Annotated in this window: 17 protein-coding genes and 1 riboswitch; of the genes, 13 read left to right on the top strand and 4 right to left on the bottom strand. The window is 67.9% G+C overall.

Features of this window, described 5'->3' with window-relative positions; genetic code table 11:
- Nucleotides 1-90 precede the first annotated feature (90 nt).
- From cobO to cobS, 8 genes are all read left to right on the top strand, one after another.
- Nucleotides 91-699, top strand: coding sequence for a cob(I)yrinic acid a,c-diamide adenosyltransferase (cobO, locus tag IAG41_RS03000; RefSeq protein ID WP_187727081.1), 609 nt, complete (start codon nucleotides 91-93; stop codon nucleotides 697-699).
- A complete protein-coding gene (locus IAG41_RS02995; protein ID WP_187727080.1) occupies nucleotides 699-2,003 on the top strand; it encodes a cobyrinate a,c-diamide synthase in 1,305 nt (434 codons plus the stop codon). The genes cobO and IAG41_RS02995 overlap by 1 nt, the downstream gene beginning before the upstream one ends.
- 39 nt (nucleotides 2,004-2,042) lie before the next feature.
- Nucleotides 2,043-2,237: riboswitch (cobalamin riboswitch) on the top strand.
- 140 nt (nucleotides 2,238-2,377) lie between these two features.
- The gene (locus tag IAG41_RS02990; RefSeq protein ID WP_187727079.1) at nucleotides 2,378-4,333 is read left to right on the top strand and encodes a TonB-dependent receptor plug domain-containing protein; all 1,956 of its coding nucleotides are present in this window, start codon (nucleotides 2,378-2,380) and stop codon (nucleotides 4,331-4,333) included.
- A gap of 49 nt (nucleotides 4,334-4,382) precedes the next feature.
- Nucleotides 4,383-4,937: a hypothetical protein gene (locus IAG41_RS02985; RefSeq protein ID WP_187727078.1), complete on the top strand. Its 555-nt coding sequence runs from the start codon at nucleotides 4,383-4,385 to the stop codon at nucleotides 4,935-4,937.
- Nucleotides 4,937-5,344, top strand: a complete 408-nt coding sequence (locus IAG41_RS02980; protein ID WP_187727077.1) for a DUF1636 domain-containing protein — start codon at nucleotides 4,937-4,939, stop codon at nucleotides 5,342-5,344. Before IAG41_RS02985 ends, IAG41_RS02980 begins: the two co-directional genes overlap by 1 nt.
- Nucleotides 5,341-6,357: a nicotinate-nucleotide--dimethylbenzimidazole phosphoribosyltransferase gene (gene cobT, locus IAG41_RS02975; protein WP_187727076.1), complete on the top strand. Its 1,017-nt coding sequence runs from the start codon at nucleotides 5,341-5,343 to the stop codon at nucleotides 6,355-6,357. The genes IAG41_RS02980 and cobT overlap by 4 nt, the downstream gene beginning before the upstream one ends.
- Nucleotides 6,354-6,923: a histidine phosphatase family protein gene (locus IAG41_RS02970; protein WP_187727075.1), complete on the top strand. Its 570-nt coding sequence runs from the start codon at nucleotides 6,354-6,356 to the stop codon at nucleotides 6,921-6,923. Before cobT ends, IAG41_RS02970 begins: the two co-directional genes overlap by 4 nt.
- Nucleotides 6,920-7,636, top strand: a complete 717-nt coding sequence (gene cobS / locus IAG41_RS02965) for an adenosylcobinamide-GDP ribazoletransferase (RefSeq protein WP_187727074.1) — start codon at nucleotides 6,920-6,922, stop codon at nucleotides 7,634-7,636. The genes IAG41_RS02970 and cobS overlap by 4 nt, the downstream gene beginning before the upstream one ends.
- Here cobS and IAG41_RS02960 read toward each other — a convergent pair.
- From IAG41_RS02960 to IAG41_RS02950, 3 genes are read right to left on the bottom strand one after another with little or no spacing between them, the layout of a single operon-like run.
- Complete coding sequence (locus IAG41_RS02960; RefSeq protein WP_187727073.1) at nucleotides 7,616-9,076, bottom strand: cobyric acid synthase; 1,461 nt, start codon at nucleotides 9,074-9,076, stop codon at nucleotides 7,616-7,618. The two genes, cobS and IAG41_RS02960, sit on opposite strands and share 21 nt — an antisense overlap.
- Nucleotides 9,064-10,002, bottom strand: a complete 939-nt coding sequence (gene cbiB / locus IAG41_RS02955; protein WP_187727072.1) for an adenosylcobinamide-phosphate synthase CbiB — start codon at nucleotides 10,000-10,002, stop codon at nucleotides 9,064-9,066. Before cbiB ends, IAG41_RS02960 begins: the two co-directional genes overlap by 13 nt.
- The gene (locus IAG41_RS02950; RefSeq protein ID WP_316251071.1) at nucleotides 9,995-10,978 is read right to left on the bottom strand and encodes a threonine-phosphate decarboxylase; all 984 of its coding nucleotides are present in this window, start codon (nucleotides 10,976-10,978) and stop codon (nucleotides 9,995-9,997) included. The genes cbiB and IAG41_RS02950 overlap by 8 nt, the downstream gene beginning before the upstream one ends.
- 51 nt (nucleotides 10,979-11,029) lie before the next feature.
- On the opposite strand from IAG41_RS02950, the gene cobU reads away from it, so the two are divergent.
- The gene (cobU, locus tag IAG41_RS02945; protein WP_187727070.1) at nucleotides 11,030-11,551 is read left to right on the top strand and encodes a bifunctional adenosylcobinamide kinase/adenosylcobinamide-phosphate guanylyltransferase; all 522 of its coding nucleotides are present in this window, start codon (nucleotides 11,030-11,032) and stop codon (nucleotides 11,549-11,551) included.
- A gap of 262 nt (nucleotides 11,552-11,813) precedes the next feature.
- On the top strand, nucleotides 11,814-13,112 hold the full coding sequence (locus IAG41_RS02940; protein WP_187727069.1) for an Hsp70 family protein: 1,299 nt from the start codon (nucleotides 11,814-11,816) through the stop codon (nucleotides 13,110-13,112).
- 2 nt (nucleotides 13,113-13,114) lie between these two features.
- Here IAG41_RS02940 and IAG41_RS02935 read toward each other — a convergent pair whose 3' ends face one another.
- Entirely contained in the window at nucleotides 13,115-14,017 is a 903-nt protein-coding gene (locus IAG41_RS02935) for a LysR family transcriptional regulator (protein ID WP_187727068.1), read from the bottom strand.
- A 187-nt stretch (nucleotides 14,018-14,204) separates the two neighbouring features.
- On the opposite strand from IAG41_RS02935, the gene IAG41_RS02930 reads away from it, so the two are divergent.
- From IAG41_RS02930 to IAG41_RS02920, 3 genes are read left to right on the top strand one after another with little or no spacing between them, the layout of a single operon-like run.
- Nucleotides 14,205-17,402 (top strand): efflux RND transporter permease subunit, encoded by a 3,198-nt coding sequence (locus tag IAG41_RS02930; protein WP_187727067.1) that lies wholly within the window; start codon nucleotides 14,205-14,207, stop codon nucleotides 17,400-17,402.
- Nucleotides 17,395-18,537 (top strand): efflux RND transporter periplasmic adaptor subunit, encoded by a 1,143-nt coding sequence (locus IAG41_RS02925; protein ID WP_187727066.1) that lies wholly within the window; start codon nucleotides 17,395-17,397, stop codon nucleotides 18,535-18,537. Before IAG41_RS02930 ends, IAG41_RS02925 begins: the two co-directional genes overlap by 8 nt.
- Complete coding sequence (locus IAG41_RS02920; RefSeq protein ID WP_187727065.1) at nucleotides 18,524-19,918, top strand: efflux transporter outer membrane subunit; 1,395 nt, start codon at nucleotides 18,524-18,526, stop codon at nucleotides 19,916-19,918. Before IAG41_RS02925 ends, IAG41_RS02920 begins: the two co-directional genes overlap by 14 nt.
- Nucleotides 19,919-19,941: the final 23 nt, after the last annotated feature.

Here is a 19,941-nt window from a genome sequence, read left to right as displayed (position 1 = left end):
TGGAAAATTTGCTATCGGCCAAAGAGACTGGCCGAAACGCGCGCGGACGGCCATGAGCGCCCCGACCGAATGTTTGCCGGGAGCACCCTGATGGCCGAACGCACCGAGGCCGAGCACACCGCCAAGATGGCGAAGATCAAGGCCGTCCGCGATCGGATGGTTGCCGAAAAGCAGGTCGAGAAGGGCCTGGTGATCGTCCATACCGGCAAGGGCAAGGGCAAGACCACCGCAGCGCTCGGCATGGTCGTGCGCGCGATCGGACACGGGATGAAGATCGGCGTCGTCCAGTTCGTGAAGGGCGCGATGACGTCCGGCGAAAAAGCCGTGTTCGATGCGTTCCCCGGCCAGGTCGAGTTCAAGCCGATGGGCGAAGGCTTCACCTGGAATACCCAGGACCGCGCGCGCGATATCGCCGTCACGCGGGAGGCATGGGAGGAGGTCAAGCGCATGATCGCCGACCCGTCCTATCAAATGGTCGTCGCTGACGAACTCAACATCGTGCTCCGCTACGATTACCTCCCACTCGGCGAAGTGTTGGAGGCGCTCGCCGCCAAGCCCGAGATGACACACGTCGTCATCACCGGCCGCAACGCGCCCGAGGGACTGATCGAAGCCGCCGATCTCGTCACCGAGATGACCCAAGTGAAGCACCCCTTTCGCGAGCAGGGCGTGAAGGCGCAGACGGGCATCGAATTCTGATGGCCGCGATCGGCCGCGGACTGATGATCGCAGCGGCGCGATCGGGCGCAGGCAAAACCATGCTGACGATCGGGCTGCAACGTGCGCTGACCCGATCGGGGCTCATCATAAGCGGCGCCAAGGCGGGGCCCGACTATATCGATCCAGGCTTTCATGCCGTCGCCACTGGCCGCAGCTCGATCAACCTGGACGGTTTCGCGTTCGACCCGGCGACGTTGCTGGCGATGGCGGCGCAGGCGGCGCGCGGCACCGATCTGGTCGTCGCCGAGGGGGCGATGGGGCTGTATGACGGTCTGAGCGCGGACGATCGGGGCGGCGCCAGTGCGAGCGTCGCGGCGGCATTGGGCTGGCCGGTCATTTTGGTGCTCGATGCCGCCGGCAGCGCCCAGTCGGTCGCAGCGGTGGCGCACGGCCTGGCGAATTTTCCCGGAGCGCCGGCCATCGCCGGCGCGATTGTCAACCGCGTCGCGAGCCCGCGCCATCGCCGGATGATCCAAGCAGGCTTCGCGCGGATCGCGATCCCACTGCTTGGCGCGGTGCCGGTCGATGAACGGCTCGCGATGCCATCGCGTCATCTAGGGCTGGTCCAGGCCTGTGAGGATGCGGAGCTCGGCGCGCGGATCGAGGCGATGGCGGATGTCGTCGCCGAGCATTGCGATCTCGCCGCGATCGCGGCGGCGGGCGGCGTGACCCAGGATGCCGCGTTGCCGAAGCTTAGGCTGCGCCCGCCCGGCCAGCGAATCGCGATCGCGCGCGACGATGCCTTCGCGTTCCTTTACCCGCATCTCGTCACGGCCTGGCGCCAGGCGGGTGCGGAGTTGGTCTGGTTTTCACCGCTCGCCGACCAATCTCCACCCCAGGAGTGCGACGCGTGCTGGTTGCCCGGCGGTTATCCGGAACTGCACTTGGGACGGCTGGCGGCCAATCGTGGTTTTCTCGACGGGCTGAGAAACTTCGCGGCGACCCGGCCAGTCCATGGCGAGTGCGGCGGCTATATGGTGCTCGGCCGCACCCTGGAGGATGCCAACGGCCAGACCCACGCCATGGCCGGATTGCTGCCCGTCGATACGAGCTTCGCGCGGCGCAAGCTGCATCTCGGCTATCGCCGGGCGACATGGCGACGCGACGTCGGCTTCGCGCGCCGGGGCGAAACCAGCTGGGGACATGAATATCATCATTCGACCCTGGTCGAGACCGATGACGCCACGCTTGCCGACATGGCCGATGGCGAGAGCAATCCGCTTCCGCCGGCAGGGCACGCCATAGGGCTCGTCACGGGCACTTATTTCCACACGATTGCTTGACGCACTGCACAGTGATTGACGCTGGCCCTGTGATCGTCCTATTCGGGCGCCGCGACAGGTTCCCCGGAGACGGGGATGAAAATGGGAACGGGGTTCGAGACCCCGGCTGCCCCTGCAACTGTGAGCGGCGAGCCATCGGGCCACATGCCATTGGGATCTTCGGATCCTGAGAAGGCGGCCCGAACCGGCGTTGACCCGCAAGCCAGGAGACCTGCCCGTCGCGGTCGTCCTTCGTCCGGCCAGGGTGCGCCGAGCGGACGGGTTGAACCCGAGCGACGACATGTCTGGTCCGCGTTTCGCGGAGCGATGTCGTGCGCCCGACGGGCTTTCTACATCGCTTCGGGAGATGCGGCCGCTGTCAGAAGGGTCGCTCGATGTTCAAGTCCGTTTCTCTGGTTTCTCTTGTTCCTCTATTTGTCCTTGCTCCGCTGGCGCATGCGCAAGAAGCGCCCGCTCCCGATGCCGCCGGCGATGCGGATTCCGACGCGATTGTCGTCACCGCCACGCGCCTGCCCACCCGCACCGACCAGGTCAGCGCCTCGGTCACCGTGCTCGACAAGGCGGCGATCGACCGGTCGCAGGATATCGGCGTCTCCGAGCTCCTGCTCCGCACGCCCGGCGTCAGCCTATCGCGCAACGGCGGCTATGGCACCGCCACGTCGCTGCGCATCCGCGGCGCCGAGCCCGACCAGACCGTGGTCGTTGTCGACGGCGTCAAGCTCAACGATCCTTCCTCGGCGGGCGGCGGCTATAATTTCGCCAACATGCTTGTCGGCGACGCCTCGCGCATCGAGGTACTGCGCGGCCCGCAATCAATCCTGTGGGGCAGCCAGGCGATCGGCGGTGTCGTCAACATCGTCACCGCGCTTCCCGAAAAGGCCCTCGAAGGCAGCTTCGATTTCGAAGCCGGATCGCGCGAGACGGCGAGCGCGCGCGCGGCGATCGGCGGCAGGAACGGTCCGGTCACGTGGCGCCTGGGCGGCCAGGCCTTCACCACCGGCGGAATCTCGGCGCTGGCCCCGGCCTTCGGCGGCAAGGAGGCCGATGCCTATACCAACACCAGCGTGTCCGGCCGCATCGAAATCGCGCTCGCCAAGGGCGTTACCGCCGATCTGCGCTCCTACTATTCGGCCAGCCGCACCGACATCGATTCGACCACCGCGGATACACCCGAATATGCGCTCAACCGCGAATTCGTCGGCTATGCGGGCGTCAACATAGACCTGCTGGACGGCCGGTTCCGCAACCGCTTCGGCTACGGCTATACCGACACCAACCGCGACAATTACAACCCCACCCGCGCCCGCGCACAGACGTTCGATTCCGCCGGGCGCAACGAGCGGTTCGAATATCAGGGCAGCTTCGCGATCGCGCCGGGCTGGACCTTGCTGGCCGGCGCGGAGAATGAGCGCTCGCGGTTCCGCAGCGTCTCGCCGCCGGCCTCGCTCGCCGCGCCCGTGCCTGCCCCGGCGATCGGCAAGGCCGAGATCACGAGCTTCTACGGACAATTAAGCGCGCAACCGTTCAAGGCGCTGACGCTGACCGGCGGCATCCGCAACGACGATCACGACCGCTTCGGCGGCAAGACGCTGTTCGCGGCGGGCAGTGTGCTCCGGCTGCCGACCGGTACGATCCTGCGCGCCAATTACGGCGAGGGCTTCAAGGCGCCGACGCTCTACCAACTCTTCTCGGAGTTCGGGAACACCACGCTCAATCCGGAACAGGCACATGGCTGGGAAGCGGGTGCGGAACAGCACCTGTTCGGCGGCGCGGTCAGCCTGGGCGGCACCTATTTCGAGCGCACCACGACCGATCAGATCATCTTCAACAGCTGCGCAGCAACCTCGACGCTGCCGCTCTGCTTCCGTCCAGGTACGACGATCCGGCGCTCGGGCTATTACCAGAATGTCTCGCGCGCCGAAGCGCATGGCGTGGAGTTGCAGGGCGTCGCCAATGTCGGCCATCTCACCCTCGACGGCAATTACAGCTGGACGGTGGCCGAGGACCGCTCGCCGGCCGCCGCCACGTTCGGTAAATGGCTCCCGCGCCGGCCGCGCGACGCCGCGAACGGCTCGGTCAGCTATTCCTGGCCGTTCGGGCTGACCACGGGCGCGGCAGTGCGCTGGTCTGGCAAGAGCTTCGATAATGCCTCCAACGCGCAGGTGCTCAACGCCTATACGCTGGTCGATCTGCGCGCCGAGTTCGCGGTTTCGAAGCAACTGCGCGTGTTCGCCCGCGCCGAGAACTTGTTCGACGAGCAATATATGACCGCGTTCCGCTTCGGCACGCTCGGCCGCAGCATCTATGCCGGCGTCCGGGGCCGCTTCTGATGCCCGCGCCACTTCCCGCATGACCCGCCTGAACCCGATGGAGACCGCCATGACCGGACTTGTTTCGACTGCCCGAGCATCGACGCTTTGGATCGTGCTGCTCACCGTGGCGAGCACCCTGACCACCCTGATCTTCGCGTGCGCAACGCCCTTCCCTGCGCTCGCCGCACTGGCCGCGCTTCACATGCGCCAGCGTGACGGTCTGATCCTGATGCTGCTTTCCTGGTTCGTCAGTCAGGTGGTCGGCTTCGGCCTGCTCGGCTATCCGCGCGAGCTTGAGACGCTGGCATTTGCCATGGATCTGCTCACCGCGGCATTGGGCTCGGCGCTCGCGGCTTACGCGGTGCTGCGGCGGATGTGCAGCGCGGCTTTCGCAATGCGGTTGATCGCCAGCTATGTCGCCGCGTTCGTCGCGTTCAAGCTGGTGGCCCTGGTTTGGGCGTTCTTCCTCGGTGGGATCGAGGCGGCCTATTCGGTCGAGGTGCTCATGCGCCAGTTCGCCCGGAACGGCGCGATCCTGCTCGGCCTGCTCGCGCTCTATCATCTGCTGGTCCGGATCGGCCTGCCCGCCGCGCCGGTCCAGGCACGCATCCAGAGGGCATGATGCTTGCGCGCGTCGCGAACGGGCCAGCGGTGGTCGCGTGCAATACCTGTCGCTACTCGGCTGACACGCGCCAGGACGCCAACGGCATGCGCGGCGGTCAGCGCCTAATCGCCGCACTCCGGGCGATCCAGGCCGGCGACGGCCGCTATGCTGGCATCGCGGTGCAGGAGATGCCGTGCCTGTTCGCCTGCGAACAATATTGCACGGTGCATCTGCGCGCGCCCGACAAGGTCGGCTATGTGCTCGGCCGATTCACGCCCGAAGAGGATTCCGCCCGTGCCATTCTGGACTATGCCGTCGAATATGCCGCCAGCGCGCATGGCCGCGTGCCCTTCGCGAAATGGCCGCACGGCGTGAAGGGACATTTCATCACCCGCACCCCGCCGCCCGGGTTCGTCGCGGAATGAGCGGCTTCACTTCTCCTGCAGACTTCGCGCGCGCGCTCGAGGCGCTGCCCGCGCCCGATGAGGCGGCGATCGCCGCCGCCCGCGCACGGCAAGGCCAGCTCACCAAGCCGGCAGGGTCGCTCGGCCGGCTCGAAGAGATCGCGATATTCCTCGCGGGCTGGCAGGCGCGTCCGATCCCGGCGCTTGATCGCGCTCGCGTTGTGGTCTTTGCCGGCAATCACGGCGTCACGGTGCACGGCGTCAGCGCCTTCCCCGCCGCCGTCACCGCCGAGATGGTCCGCAACTTCGAGCGTGGCGGCGCCGCGATCAACGCGCTCGCGGGCGCGGCTGGAATGGAGTTGAAGGTCGTCGCGCTCGAACTCAACCGACCGACCGCGGACTTCACCGTGGCGCCGGCGATGACCGAGCACGAATGCCTGGCCGCGATCAACGCCGGCGCGGCGGCGGTCGATGCGGATCTCGATCTGCTGGCCGTCGGCGAGATGGGCATTGGCAATTCGACCGCCGCCGCCGCACTCTGCGCACGCAGCTTCGGCGGCGGCGCATCCGACTGGGTCGGGCCGGGCACCGGCATCGATGCCGCCGGCATCGCCCACAAGACCGAGGTGGTGGAGCGCGGCCTGGCATTTCACGCGGACGCGCCGGCCACGCCGTTCGAGACCCTCCGCCGGCTCGGCGGCCGCGAGATCGCGGCGATCGCCGGTGCCGTGGTGCGCGCACGGCAGCTCGGCGTGCCCGTAATACTCGACGGCTTCATCAGCTGTGCGAGCGTCGCGCCGCTGTCGGCAGCGTTCCCGGCGATCACCGATCATTGCATCGCCGGCCATGTCTCGGCCGAACCGGGCCATGCCCGGCTGCTCGACCGGCTGGGGCTCGTCCCGCTATTGTCGCTCGGCATGCGGCTGGGCGAAGCCAGTGGCGCGGCGGTCGCCACCTGCGTGATCCGAGCGGCCGTCGCGGCGCACGCTGAGATGGCGACCTTCGCCGAGGCCGGGGTCTCGGAAGCCGGATGACGGACTTCGCGCTCCATCTGCTGCGGCACGGAGCGCCGGAGATCGCCGGGCGAATGCTCGGCCGTACTGATATCGCGTCCACGGCCGGGGGAATCGCCGCCTGCGTCGAGCAGGCAGGCGCGCTAGGTATACAAGCGATCGTCACGTCGGACCTTCGTCGCGCAAGTTCCGCAGCCGAGGCGATCGGCGCGGCGCTGGCTCTGTCGGTCACTGTCGACGCGCGCTGGCGCGAGCTCGATTTTGGAGACTGGGACGGACTCGCCAGCAACGAGATCGATGCAGAAGCGCTCGGCCGCTTCTGGAACGACCCTGACGCCTTCCCCGCGCCGAACGGCGAGCGCTGGTCGGCGTTGGTTGCGCGCGTATCGGCAGCAATCGCCGATCTGACGCCGCGCCCCACGCTGGTCGTCACACATGGCGGCGCGATGCGCGCGGCGCTCGCCACGCTGTGCGGGTTCGATCAGCGCCAGCTCTGGGCGTTCGAGCTGCCTTATGCCGCATTGCTGTCGCTCCGCGTCTGGCCGGGCGAGCCGCGCTCGGCGCAGATTGCCGGGCTCTGGCCGTGAAGGGCTTGATCCTCGCGCTGCAGTTCCTCACGCGCCTGCCGATGCCACGCGTGCGCGCCGACGAGGCGGATTTCGCTCGGTCGATGCGCTGGTTTCCCGCCGGGGGACTGGTCATCGGGATCATCATCGCTGGTTCGGCGTGGGCCTGTGCGAGGCTCGATCCCTGGACGGGTGCACTCACGGGCCTCGTCGCCTGGGTCGCGGTGACCGGCGCGCTGCACCTCGACGGGCTCTCCGACCTCGCCGACGCGAGCGGCGCCGCACACAAGGATCGCGACCGCATGCTCACCGTGATGGCCGATCCGCATGTCGGCAGCTTCGGTGTGGTCGCGATCGCGCTCCAGCTGATCGCCAAGCTGGTGCTGCTGCACGAACTGGTCGAAGCGAAGCTGTTCCTCCCGCTCATCCTCGTCCCCTTCGCCGCGCGCATCGGACCGCTCGTCTGGACCCGCTGGCTGCCGCCGCTGCACAACGGGCTCGCGGCGCGCTTTGCGTCCGTGGTCCGCATCCTGGACATCGGTGGGTGGCTCGCCCTGCTAGCCGCCAGCGCGTTCCTCGCCCCCGCAATCCTCGCCGCGCCGCTGCTGATCGCCGTCTGGTGGCTATGGCTGCGCCGGCGGATCGGCGGCGTGACAGGCGATTGCCACGGCGCCGGGATCGAACTGGTCGAGACCGGGCTGCTGCTCGCGCTGCTAGTCGCGAGCCACTTCTGACAAAGCGAGCAGCCCCTCCACATCGAGATGCTCCTCCAGCGCCGCTGCAATCTCGTCGAGCGCGGTATCGACCGAGGCGCGATAGTCGCGCCCACCACCCACAGCCCCGATCCGCGCGAGCAGCGCCGTCCGCTGCGCCGGATCCGACAGCAGCCCATGGACATAGCTGCCCATCACGCTCCCGTCGGCGCTGATCGCACCGTCCTGCCGCCCATCGTCGAACACCGCCAGAGGCCGCGCGGTATCCTGCCCTCGCGTCTCGCCCATATGCATCTCATAACCGTCGAACCGCGCCCCCAGCGCCGTACCCGCCACCCGCCGCAGCGCCTTTTCGGGGGTTAGTACCGTCTCGACATCGAGCAGCCCCAGCCCCTCGACGCTTCCCGCTTCGCCCTCGATCCCATGCGGATCGGACAGCCGCTTGCCGAGCATCTGGTAGCCGCCGCACAGCCCGAGCACCGCGCCGCCGCGCCGGTGGTGCGCGCGGATGTCCACGTCCCAGCCTTCGGCGCGCAGCGCCGCGAGATCGGCGATCGTCGCCTTCGATCCGGCGAGCACCACCAGCGCCGCCTCGGCCGGGATCGGCCGGCCTGGCGGGATCATCCTGAGCGAAACGCCGGGCTCGAGCTTGAGCGGGTCGAGATCGTCGAAATTGGAGATGCGCGGCAGGATCGGGCAGGCGATCACCAGCCTCTCGCCCTCGCCCGCCATCGGCCGCTCGAGGATCACCGCGTCCTCGCTGGGCAGCCGCGCGGTTGCCGACAGCCACGGTGCCACACCGAACCCGCGCCAACCCGAAAGCGCCTCGATCTGGGCATAGCCGTCAGCGAACAGCGCCGGATCGCCGCGGAACTTGTTGATGAGGAAGCCGCTGATCATCGCGGCATCCTCGGGATCGATCACCGTCCGCGTGCCGACGATCGCCGCGATCACGCCGCCGCGGTCGATATCGCCGACCAGCACCACAGGCACCCCGGCGGCCCGGGCAAACCCCATATTGGCGATGTCGCCAGCGCGCAGGTTGATCTCCGCAGGTGATCCCGCGCCCTCGACCACCACCACGTCGCACGCCGCGCGGAGCCGGGCATAGCTCTCCAGCACTTCGCCGAGCAGCGCGCCCCTCGCCGCGCGGAAATTGCCGGCGCCCAGCGTTCCGCGCACCTTGCCATGCACGACGAGCTGCGACGTCCGATCGGCCTGGGGCTTGAGCAGCACCGGGTTCATGTCGGTATGCGGTTCCACCCGGCAGGCGATCGCCTGGAGCGCCTGGGCGCGGCCGATCTCGCCGCCATCGGCGGTGACCGCGGCATTGTTCGACATGTTCTGCGGCTTGAACGGCAGCACGCGCAGGCCGCGATTGGCGAGCGCGCGGCACAGCCCGGCGACGAGCACCGACTTGCCGACGTCCGACCCTGTCCCCTGCAGCATCAGAGCGCCCAAGCGGCACCTCCGGCGATCAGCCACAGCAGCAGGCACGCGCGGATATAGACGCCAAGCGCGCGGCGGATATCGGCGGCGCGAGCATCGAGCCGGCCGCTGCCGATCCAGGTTTTGTCACGCATCGCGCCGTCATAGGCGACCGGCCCCGCCAGCTTAAGCCCCAACACGCCCGCCATCGCCGCCTCGGGCCAACCGGCATTGGGTGAGGCATGCTTGCCCGCATCGCGCCACATTGTCGCGAACCCGCCCACGCCGGCGATGCAGACCGCCAACCCCGCGATCCGCGCCGGCACCAGATTGGCGAGATCGTCGGTCCGCGCCGCCGCCCAGCCGAACGCCCGCCACCGTTCCTCGCGGTGGCCGATCAGGCTGTCGGCGGTGTTGATCGCCTTGTACGCCCAGATGCCGGGGAGGCCGAGCAGCAGCAGCCAGAACAAAGGCGCAGCGACGCCGTCGCAGAAGCTTTCGGCAAGGCTCTCGATCGCCGCGCGGCTGATACCCGCTTCGTCGAGCGCGGCGGTATCGCGTCCGACGATCCGACCAACCGCGCTCCCCGCTCCCACCAGGTCGCCGGCCTCGAGCGCCCGCGCCACCGGCACGACATGATCGTACAGGCTGCGCTGCGCCAGACCCGGCGCGGCGAGCAGGGCGATCAGCGGCCATGCCCATGCGCCCAGTGCCGAAGCCAGCGCATATTGGATCGCAAAGCCTCCCCCGCCTGCGACCAGCAGCAGAAGCAAGACCGTGGCGATGCCCGCTAGCCTGCGGACAAGATCCGAATGCGACGCCCGGTTCCAGCGGCGCTCGCTGGCGTCGATCAGTCGCGCGAACCCGCCGACCGGATGCCCGATCCGCGCATAGAGCGCGCCAGGCCAGCCGATCGCCGCATCCAGTGCCAGCGCGAGCAGCGCCACCGGTTCAGCCATCCGCCAGCGCCTGACCGAGCCGCGCCAATGCTGCGTCGCTCCCCGGCAGGCCTAGCCGGAGCCAGGTCGGGGCATAGTCGAACGGCCGAGTCAGGATGCCCCGCTGCGCCAGCCGGTCGAACAGCGCCATGCCGTCGCGCAGCGCGATGACGCGGAACAGCGGGCATTCGCCGATCGGGTCGCAGCCGTGCCGGGCCAGCACCGCGTCGAAGGCCGCAGCGTCCGCCACCAGCCGGTCGCGCATTGCGGCGATCCAGCCGGCGTCGCGATAGGCGCCAATCCCGATCCGGATCGCTGCGGACGAAACCGGCCAGCTTCCCAGCTTCTGGCGGAGCGCCGCGATCATCGGCTCCGGCCCGATTGCAAAGCCCAGCCGCACCCCGGCCAGCCCGAAGAACTTGCCGAACGACCGCAGGACCAGCACCCGCGCGTCTGCGTCAAGATGCGGCACCACACTGACTTCCGGTAAGGCATCGGCAAAGGCCTCGTCGACAATGAGCCATCCGCTCGAAGCTTCTGCGCGCCGCACCAGTTCCTTCGCCGCGAAGAGATGGCCGTCGGGATTGTTCGGATTGGCGAGCAGCACCGTGCCCCCCTCCGCCAGCTCGTCCGCAAGCGCATGCCGGTCGATCGCCGTGCTTTGGGCAAAGGCTTCGCCATGTGTCCGGTACCCCGGCGCGACATGCCGGACCGGTTCGGGCAGCCCGAGCCCGCCCAGCAACCGCAATCCGATCTCGGTGCCGGGCAAGGCGCAGACCCGCTCCGGCGCGGTTCCGAAATAGCCGGCCGCCGCCCGCTCCAACTCGGCAAGCTCGCCGGCATCGGGCAGCGCCCGCCAGTCGACCTCGATCGAAGCCGCGCCCGGCCAAGCATGCGGATTGATCCCCGTCGACAGATCGAGCCACGGCTTCGGTGCATCCGCATAAGCGCGCTGCGCCTCGCTCAGCCTCCCGCCATGAAATGTCCAGCCGTGCACCCGTCGTCCTTCCCCTCGCATCCCACCCCGTCCGTCTGTTAGGGCGGCGCGATGCAATCCGGTTCGCACTCCAGCCTGTTGGTTCTCGGCGGCGCCCGATCCGGCAAGAGCCGCTATGCGCAGCAACGCGCCGAGGCGCTACCCGGCGAAGCGATTTTCGTGGCCACCGCACAGGCGCTGGACGACGAGATGGCGGCGCGCATCGCCCGCCACCGCGCCGATCGCGGCGAACGCTGGCGGACGATCGAGGCATGGATCGACATTGCCGCCGTCATCCGAGCGGAAGCCGGACCGGATCGCGTGCTGCTGGTCGATTGCCTGACGCTCTGGGCGTCCAACCTGATGTTCGCCGAACGCGACCATCGCGAACACGCTCTTGACCTCGCAAAGGCGATCCGGAGTGCGACCGGACCGGTCATCCTCGTCGCCAACGAAGTCGGCCTCGGGATCGTGCCCGACAACGCCCTTGCCCGCCGCTTCCGCGACGTGGCGGGCGAGATCAACCAAATCGTCGCCGCCTCGGTCGACGAAGCCGTCTTCATGGCCGCCGGGCTCCCGCTCAAACTGAAATGACCTGCGAGAAATAAAAAACGACAGAAACGCGCGGGTTTTGCGAATTTCGGGCACGCGCAAAGTTGACACGGTTGACACCTGCTATGTCTAAAAACCTTCCTCCCCGGAAAATGTGTTTTCGAGACCCCAACGATGCGAAAAAGCGGGCCCCTGGATCGCCCCTGAAATCCTACATTGCAAGGCTCCGAGTTGCGCTTCGGGCGACCCCGTGCCACAGGCGCCGCCCCGTCGCCGGGCGGGGCCCAGACCATCGGAGATCCTCATGCACAGCGGTGCGGGCCCGGCCCTCGGGCTCGATTTCGGCACGACCAACAGCGTCGTCTCGCGCGCCGACGGCGGCGGCGCGTCCGAGCTGGTGCCGTTCGTCGGCGAGCATGCCACCGGCGCGGTGTTCCGCTCGGCGCTGTGCTTCTGGCACGACGAGGCGGTGCGCGGCGGCGTGGCGCATGAGGCCGGACCCTGGGCGATCGCCGAGTATCTCGAATGGCCGCACGACAGCCGCTTCATCCAGTCGTTCAAAAGTGTCGCGGCGAGCCCATTATTCGAGCATGCGACGGTGTTCGAGAAGCGCTACCGGTTCGAGCAACTCGGCCAGATCTTCCTCGCGCGGCTGGTGGCGCATGCCGGCGGCGGGCTGGATGACCGGCCGGCGCAGATCGTCGTCGGGCGGCCGGTGGAATATGCCGGCGCCCGCCCCGATCCGGCGCTCGCCCGCCAGCGCTATGACAAGATGTTCGAGGGCTTCGGCGCGCAGATCCATTATGTCTACGAGCCGCTGGGCGCCGCCTACAGCTATGCCTCGCGCCTGACCGAGCCCGCCACGATCCTGGTCGCCGATTTCGGCGGCGGCACTAGCGACTTCTCGATCGTCCGCGTCGCCGAGCCGGGCGCAGCGCGGCGCTGCGTGCCGCTCGGATCGGCGGGCATCGGTATCGCCGGCGACCGGTTCGACTATCGCATCGTCGACCGGCTGATTTTGCCGCTGCTGGGCAAGGGCGGGCTTTACCGCTCGTTCGACAAGATCCTGGAAATCCCGCGCAGCTATTTCGCCGATTTCGCCGACTGGTCGCGGCTCGCGCTGATGCGCAATCGGCGGACGATGGACGAGCTCGGCCGGTTGCAACGCAGCGCGGTGGAGCCCGATGCGATCGGCCGGATGATCGCGCTGATCGACAACGAGCTCGGCTATCCGCTCTACGATGCGGTCGGCCAGCTCAAGCGCACTTTGTCGAGCGAGGACCATGCCGGGTTCCGTTTCAGCGGCGCCGGGCTGGAGATCGAGGCGGGGGTCAGCCGCACCGAATTCGAGACCTGGATCGCGGAAGACCTGACGCGGATCGCGCAGACGATCGACACCGCGCTCGCCAAGGCCGGTGTGGACGCGGCCGCGATCGACCGCGTCTTCCTCACTGGCGGCTCATCGCTGATCCCCGCGATCCGCGCGATGTTTGCAGAACGGTTCGGCGAGGCGCGGATCGCCAGCGGCGGCGAGCTCACCTCGATCGCGCACGGGCTGGCACTGATCGGCGGCGAGGCCAATGTCGCCGAATGGGCCGCGTGACGCTACGAGTCGAGCGCCGCTTCCTTCGCGATGATCTCCAGGAAATTGCGGCACGGCAGGCTGGCGCCTTCGCGCAGATGGACCAGCCATATCGCGGTGGTCGATTCAGGATCGGCCAGCGGGCGATAGACCAGCTTCGCCGATTGCAGCGCACACATCGATTCCGCGATCACGCACAGGCCGATCCCGGCCGCGGCCAGCCCGAACAATGTCGAGATCTCGCGGACCTCGTGCGCCACCATCGGTTCGACGCCCGCACCGCGCAGCATCGCGAACAGCTCCTCGGTGAAGACTGCGCAATGCTCGCGCTTGTAGATCAGCAGCGGTTCGCCGGCGAGATCGCTGAGATTCAGCTCGTTGCGCCGGGCGAGCCGATGGTCGGGTCGAAGCGCCACGAACAGCCGTTCGCGCAGGATCGGCGCCACCTCGATAGCGTCGCACAGGTCCGGCCGCCGGCTGCCCCGCACGAAACATACGTCCAGGGCATGATCGACCAGCTCGGCTGCCTGCGTGCGTCCGCCGACTTCGGTGAGGTTAAGCTTCACGTCGGGCCAGGTCTGGCGAAAGGCGTAGATCGACCGAGCGATCGTCGGCACGAACGGCGCCGATGCGTTGAATCCGATGTTGAGCTCACCCAGTTCGCCCCGTGACGCGCGATGCGCCACATTGACCGCGCGACTCGCCTTCTCGAGCGTCGCGCGCGCCTCCGGCAGGAACGCGGTGCCCGCGCTCGTCAGCTTCACGCTGCGACTCGTCCGGTCGAAGAGCTTCACCCCCAGTTCGGCTTCGAGCTGATGGATCTGCTGGCTGAGCGGCGGCTGCGAGATGCCCAGGCGGGTCGCTGCACGTGCGAAGTGCAATTCCTCAGCAACACCGATGAAATAGCGAAGGTGGCGTAGTTCCATGATTGAGACGTTATACGTATCAATCATGCCGTAAACAATATTGGACGCGGATGATTGACCGCGCGCAAGGGAAATTTTGCTGCGGTAGCGAGCTGGGGAGTGACGCTACAAACCTTCGTATGGAGTTGTTGCCGATGCCCCTCCTCCCCACTTACGCCACCGTCTGCCTTGACCGGAGCCGCCGCCCTTGATCGGAATCGTCCGGACCGCGCTGGCGCGTCCGCTTACCTTCATCGTCATGGCCATTTTGATCCTGATCCTCGGCATTCTCGCCGCGATCCGGACGCCAGTGGACATCTTCCCCGATATCCGCGTGCCGGTGATCGCCACCGCATGGCAGTATAGCGGCCTCTCGCCCGACGAGATGTCGGGCCGGATCATCACGCCGTTCGAGCGCGTGCTGACCACCACGGTCAACGACATCGATCATATCGAGAGCCAGTCGATGCCCGGCATCGGCGTGGTGAAGATCTATTTCCAGCCGGGCGCAGACATCCGCGTCGCCACCGCCCAGGTCACGTCGATTTCGCAAACGGCGCTGCGCCAGCTTCCCCCCGGAACACAACCGCCGCTGATCCTCAACTACAACGCCTCGACCGTGCCGATCATCCAGCTCGCGCTGTCGGGCCGGGGCATGTCCGAAGGCCAATTGTTCGATCTCGCGCAGAACACGGTCCGCACCAGCCTCGTCACCATACCGGGCGCCGCGGTCCCCTATCCTTCCGGCGGCAAGCAGCGCCAGGTTCAGATCGATCTCGATCCGCAGGCGCTCCAGTCGAAGGGCCTGTCTGCGCAGGACGTGGGCAACGCTATCGCCGCGCAGAACCAGATCAACCCCGCCGGCTTCGCCAAGATCGGCGGGTACCAATACAGCATCAAGCTCAACAACGCGCCGGGATCGATCGACGAGCTGAACGCGCTGCCGGTGAAGACCGTCAACGGCGCCACCATCTATATGCGCGACGTGGCCCATGTCCGCGACGGATCGGCGCCGCAGACCAACGTCGTCCATGTCGACGGCGCGCGCTCGGTGCTGATGACGATCCTCAAGAACGGCGCGACCTCGACGCTGGCGATCGTCCAGGGCGTCAAGGACGCGCTGCCCAAGATCCAGGAGAACGTGCCCGCCGCGCTCAAGATCGTGCCGATCGGGGACCAGTCGCTGTTCGTGAAGGCGGCGGTCGAGGGCGTGGTCAAGGAAGGCGCGATCGCCGCAGCGCTCACCTCGCTGATGATCCTCCTGTTCCTCGGCTCGTGGCGCTCGACCGTGATCATCGCGATCTCGATCCCGCTCGCCATCCTCGCCGCGATCACTGCGCTGTCGGCGACCGGCAACACGCTCAACATCATGACGCTGGGCGGCCTCAGCCTCGCGGTCGGCATCCTGGTTGACGACGCGACGGTGACGATCGAGAACATCAACTGGCACCTCGAACAGGGCAAGCCGGTCCGCCAGGCGATCCTGGACGGCGCGCAGCAGATCGTGACGCCAGCCTTCGTCTCCCTGCTCTGCATCTGCATCGTGTTCGTGCCGATGTTCTTCCTGCCGGGTGTCGCGGGCTTCCTGTTCGTGCCGCTCGCGCTGGCCGTGGTGTTCGCGATGATCGCGTCGTTCGTCCTGTCGCGCACCTTGGTGCCGACGATGGCGATGTACCTGCTCAAGCCGCACGCGCCGGGGCATCTGCACGAGGCGGGCAAGCCCGGTTCGCGCAATCCCCTCGTCCGTATTCAGCGCGGCTTCGAGCATCGCTTCGAGCGGATCCGCACCGGCTATGGCGGGCTCCTCGAAAAGGCGCTGACAGTGCCGCGGCCGTTCATCCTCAGCTTCATTCTGGCGGTGGCGGTTTCGTTTTTCCTGGTGCCTTATCTCGGCCAGAATTTTTTCCCGTCGGTGGATGCCGGCGCAATGGCGATCCATGTCCGCGCGCCGGTGGGCTCGCGCATCGAGGATACGTCGGCGCAATTCGACCGGATCGCCCGGCGCATCCGCCAGGTGATCCCGGCGAACGAACTGGTTTCGGTGGTCGACAATATCGGCCTGCCGGTGAGCGCCATCAACACGACCTACAACAATTCGGGCACGATCGGCCCGCAGGACGGCGACATATTGATCCAGCTTTCCAAGGATCACGCGCCGACCGCCGGCTATGTCGAAAAATTGCGCGAGGAACTGCCCAAGGCGTTCCCCGGGTCGACCTTCTCGTTCCTGCCGGCCGACATCACCAGCCAGATCCTGAACTTCGGCGCGCCCGCGCCGATCGACATCCAGGTCGCAGGCCGCGATTCCGATGCCAACGCCGTTTATGCGCGGAAAATCCTGCGGCGGATCACTGCGATCCCCGGCGTCGCCGATGCGCGCATCCAGCAATCGTCGCGTTATCCGCAGCTCAACGTGAACATCGATCGCAGCCGGATCGGCCAGCTCGGGCTGACCGAGCGCGACGTGACCACCAGCGTCGCCAGCTCGCTCGCCGGCACCTCGCAGACCGCCCCGGTCTTCTACCTCAACCCCGATAACGGCGTGTCCTATGCGGTGGTCGCACAGACCCCCGAATATCGCGTCGGATCGATCAGCGACCTGTCCAACATCCCCGTGACCGGCACCGGCAGTGGCGAAGACCAGGTACTCGGCGGCATCGGCACGATCACGCGCAGCAATGCCTCGGCGGTGGTCTCGCACTACAATATCGCGCCAGTGATCGATATCTTCGCGACGCCGAACGGACGTGACCTGGGCGCGGTCTCGGGCGACATCAACAAGGTGCTCGAGCAGCTCAAGGCCGAGGCGCCCAAAGGCGTCACCGTCACGATGCGCGGCCAATATGCCACGATGAACAACGCCTTTTCCGGCCTCGCCTTCGGCCTGATCGGCGCGATCGTGCTGATCTATCTGCTGATCGTCGTGAACTTCCAGAGCTGGCTCGATCCGTTCGTGATCATCACGGCGCTGCCCGGCGCGCTGGCCGGCATCATCTGGATGCTGTTCACCACCGGCACGACGCTGTCGGTGCCCGCGCTCACCGGCGCGATCATGTGCATGGGCGTGGCGACCGCCAACTCGATCCTGGTGGTCAGCTTCGCCCGCGAGCGGCTCGCCGAGCTCGGCGACTCCACCGCGGCGGCGCTGGAGGCGGGCCTGGTCCGCTTCCGCCCGGTGCTGATGACCGCGCTCGCGATGATCATCGGCATGCTGCCCATGGCATTGGGCTTCGGCGAGGGCGGCGAACAGAACGCCCCGCTCGGCCGCGCCGTGATCGGCGGGCTGATCGTCGCCACCTTCGCCACCCTGATGTTCGTCCCCGTCATCTTTAGCCTCGTCCACAAGCGCAAGGCCGGCACGGCCGGCGCGGACCGGCCCATCCCATTGGAGGAAGCACATGCCTGAGAACGGCAACAGCCGGCTCAAAATCGGCGGCGGCATCGCCGCGGTCGTCGCGATCGGCGTCGTCGCAGCCGGGATCGCCACACGCGCCGGTTCAGAGCAGCGCCTGGCTTCGTGGACCGCCGAACAGGCCGTCCCGAACGTCACCGTGATCCACGCCACTCCCGCTGCGGCGAGCGACGCGTTGCGCCTGCCCGCCAATCTCCAGGCGCTCAACAGCGCGCCGATCTATGCGCGCACCACCGGCTATGTCCGGCGCTGGTTGGTCGATCTCGGCGATCCGGTGCGGCGCGGGCAGGTGCTCGCGATCCTCGATGCGCCCGATGTCGACCAGCAGCTCGCCGCCGCGCGCGCCGACCTGCAGACCGCGCGCGCCAACCAGGCGCTCGCCGAGACCACCGCGACGCGCTGGAGCACCATGCTCGCCAAGGACGCGGTGTCGAAGCAGGAGACCGACGAGAAGCAGGGCGATCTCGCCGCCAAGTCCGCCGTCACCAACGCCGCGCGCGCCAATGTCGCGCGGCTCCAGGCACTGACCGGCTTCACCCGGCTCGTGGCCCCGTTCGACGGCGTCGTCACCAGCCGCTCGACCGAAATCGGCGCGCTGGTTGTCTCCGGCAATGCCAGCTCGACGCCGCTGTTCACCGTTTCCGATGTCAGCCGCATCCGGGCCTATGTGAAGGTGCCCCAGGCCTATTCCGGCCAGATCCATCCGGGCATGGAAGTGAGCCTCGCACTTCCCGAATATGCCGGCCGGACTTTCACCGCGACGCTGACACGCACCGCGGGCGCGGTCGATCCGGGTTCGGGTACCGTGCTCGTCGAGCTCCAGGCACCTAATGGCGACCGCGCGCTCAAGCCCGGCTCCTATGCCCAGGCGAGCTTCCCGCTCCACGGCGCGGGCAGCACCGTGACTCTGCCGCCGAGCGCATTGGTCATCGGCACTAAGGGTACCCAGGTCGCGGTGATCGGGCCCGACGGCAAGGCGCTGCTGCGCACCGTCACGATCGGCAACGATCAGGGCAAGGTGGTCGAGATCACCGCCGGCCTCTCGGCGAACGACCGCGTGATCGACAACCCGCCTGACTCGCTCCAGACCGGCGACGCGGTGAAGGTGCTCCCCAATGCGGGCAAATAAGCTTGCCCTGATCGCCTCGACCGCGCTGGCGCTGGCGGGCTGCTCGATGGCGCCCGACTATCACCGGCCCGAGGTAACGACCGCACCCGCCTATAAGGAAGGCGGGCCGTGGCAGACCGCGGGAACCAACGTTCCTGCCGCCGGCAAATGGTGGGAGATATTCGGCGACTCCACACTGAGCGGGCTCGAGGAGCGAATCGAGGCGGGCAGCCCCAGCCTTGCCGCCGCCGCCGCGCGCTATGAGCAGGCGGCCGCGCTCGTCCGCCGCACCCGCGCGGACCTGCTGCCCGAAGTCGATATCGGCGGGAGCACGCAGCGCGACCGCGTCTCGGCCGGGCGCCCGCTCTCGCCGGGAAGCGCTGCGACCTACACCAACAGCCAGATCGGCGCGTCGCTCAGCTACGAGCTCGACCTGTTCGGCCGCGTCCGCAATTCGGTGAAGGCCAGCCAAGCCAATGCCCAGGCGAGCGAATCCGATCTCGCCGGCGTGCGGCTCGGCCTCCAGGCCCAGCTCGCCGCCGCCTATTTCGACATGCGCGGGCTCGACGCGCGAATCATGCTGCTTCGCCAGACGGTGGAGGCCTTTCAGCGCGCCTATGACCTGACCGATACCCGCCATTCGGGCGGCATCGCATCGGGCATCGACGTCAGCCGCGCGCAGAGCCAGCTTTCCAGCGCCAAGGCCGAGCTCGACTCCGTCGCCGCCGATCGCGCGCGCGACGAGCATGCCATTGCCGTGCTGATCGGCGAGACCCCCTCGACCTTCTCGATTCCCGTCGCCGACACGCAGATCGCCCCGCCGGCGATCCCCGCGGCCTTGCCCTCGACCCTGCTCGAGCGCCGTCCCGACATCGCCGCCGCCGAGCGCCGCGTCGCTGCGGCGAATTCTCAGATCGGCGTCGCCAGGGCGGCCTTGTTCCCGAGCATCACGCTCGGCGCTGCGGGCGGGTTCGAGGCTTCGAGCGGCAAGCTGCTGAGCACCGCCAACAGCTTCTGGGCGCTGGGGCCGCTCTCGGCCGCGTTGGCGATCTTCGACGGCGGCGCGCGCCGCGCCAATGTCCGCATCTCGCGCGCCCAATATGACGAGGCGGCCGCCAACTATCGCGAGACGGTGCTCACCGCGTTCCGCGAAGTCGAGGACGATCTCGCCGCCGGGCGTCACCTGATCGACCAGGAGCGCAACCAGCGCGATGCCGTCGCCGCCGCGGAGAAGACGCGCGACCTGGCACTCACCCGCTACCGCGACGGCGCGGCGGACTATCTGGAAGTGACGATCGCGCAGACCGCCGCGCTCGATGCCGAACGCGCATTGCTCGACACGCGCTCGCGCCAGCTCGGCATCGCGACCGACACGGTCCGGGCTCTGGGCGGGCTTTACTAATATCCCGGCGGACGATCGTCCGC

The sequence above is a fragment of the Sphingomonas sp. JC676 genome (genome assembly GCF_014489075.1).
In the GTDB taxonomy this organism is placed as follows: Bacteria; Pseudomonadota; Alphaproteobacteria; order Sphingomonadales; family Sphingomonadaceae; genus Sphingomonas.
Note: the sequence above shows the minus strand (reverse complement) of the source record. Positions and strands in the feature narration are given on the sequence as shown.

Coding starts and splice junctions, on each gene's coding strand:
- IAG41_RS02920 (WP_187727065.1), top strand. CDS start 18,524: ATGCGGGCAAATAAGCTTGCCCTGATCGCCTCGACCGCGCTGGCGCTG.
- IAG41_RS02985 (WP_187727078.1), top strand. CDS start 4,383: ATGACCGGACTTGTTTCGACTGCCCGAGCATCGACGCTTTGGATCGTG.
- IAG41_RS02995 (WP_187727080.1), top strand. CDS start 699: ATGGCCGCGATCGGCCGCGGACTGATGATCGCAGCGGCGCGATCGGGC.
- IAG41_RS02990 (WP_187727079.1), top strand. CDS start 2,378: ATGTTCAAGTCCGTTTCTCTGGTTTCTCTTGTTCCTCTATTTGTCCTT.
- IAG41_RS02970 (WP_187727075.1), top strand. CDS start 6,354: ATGACGGACTTCGCGCTCCATCTGCTGCGGCACGGAGCGCCGGAGATC.
- IAG41_RS02935 (WP_187727068.1), bottom strand. CDS start 14,017: ATGGAACTACGCCACCTTCGCTATTTCATCGGTGTTGCTGAGGAATTG.
- cobT (WP_187727076.1), top strand. CDS start 5,341: ATGAGCGGCTTCACTTCTCCTGCAGACTTCGCGCGCGCGCTCGAGGCG.
- IAG41_RS02940 (WP_187727069.1), top strand. CDS start 11,814: ATGCACAGCGGTGCGGGCCCGGCCCTCGGGCTCGATTTCGGCACGACC.
- IAG41_RS02925 (WP_187727066.1), top strand. CDS start 17,395: ATGCCTGAGAACGGCAACAGCCGGCTCAAAATCGGCGGCGGCATCGCC.
- IAG41_RS02980 (WP_187727077.1), top strand. CDS start 4,937: ATGCTTGCGCGCGTCGCGAACGGGCCAGCGGTGGTCGCGTGCAATACC.
- cobO (WP_187727081.1), top strand. CDS start 91: ATGGCCGAACGCACCGAGGCCGAGCACACCGCCAAGATGGCGAAGATC.
- cbiB (WP_187727072.1), bottom strand. CDS start 10,002: ATGGCTGAACCGGTGGCGCTGCTCGCGCTGGCACTGGATGCGGCGATC.
- cobU (WP_187727070.1), top strand. CDS start 11,030: ATGCAATCCGGTTCGCACTCCAGCCTGTTGGTTCTCGGCGGCGCCCGA.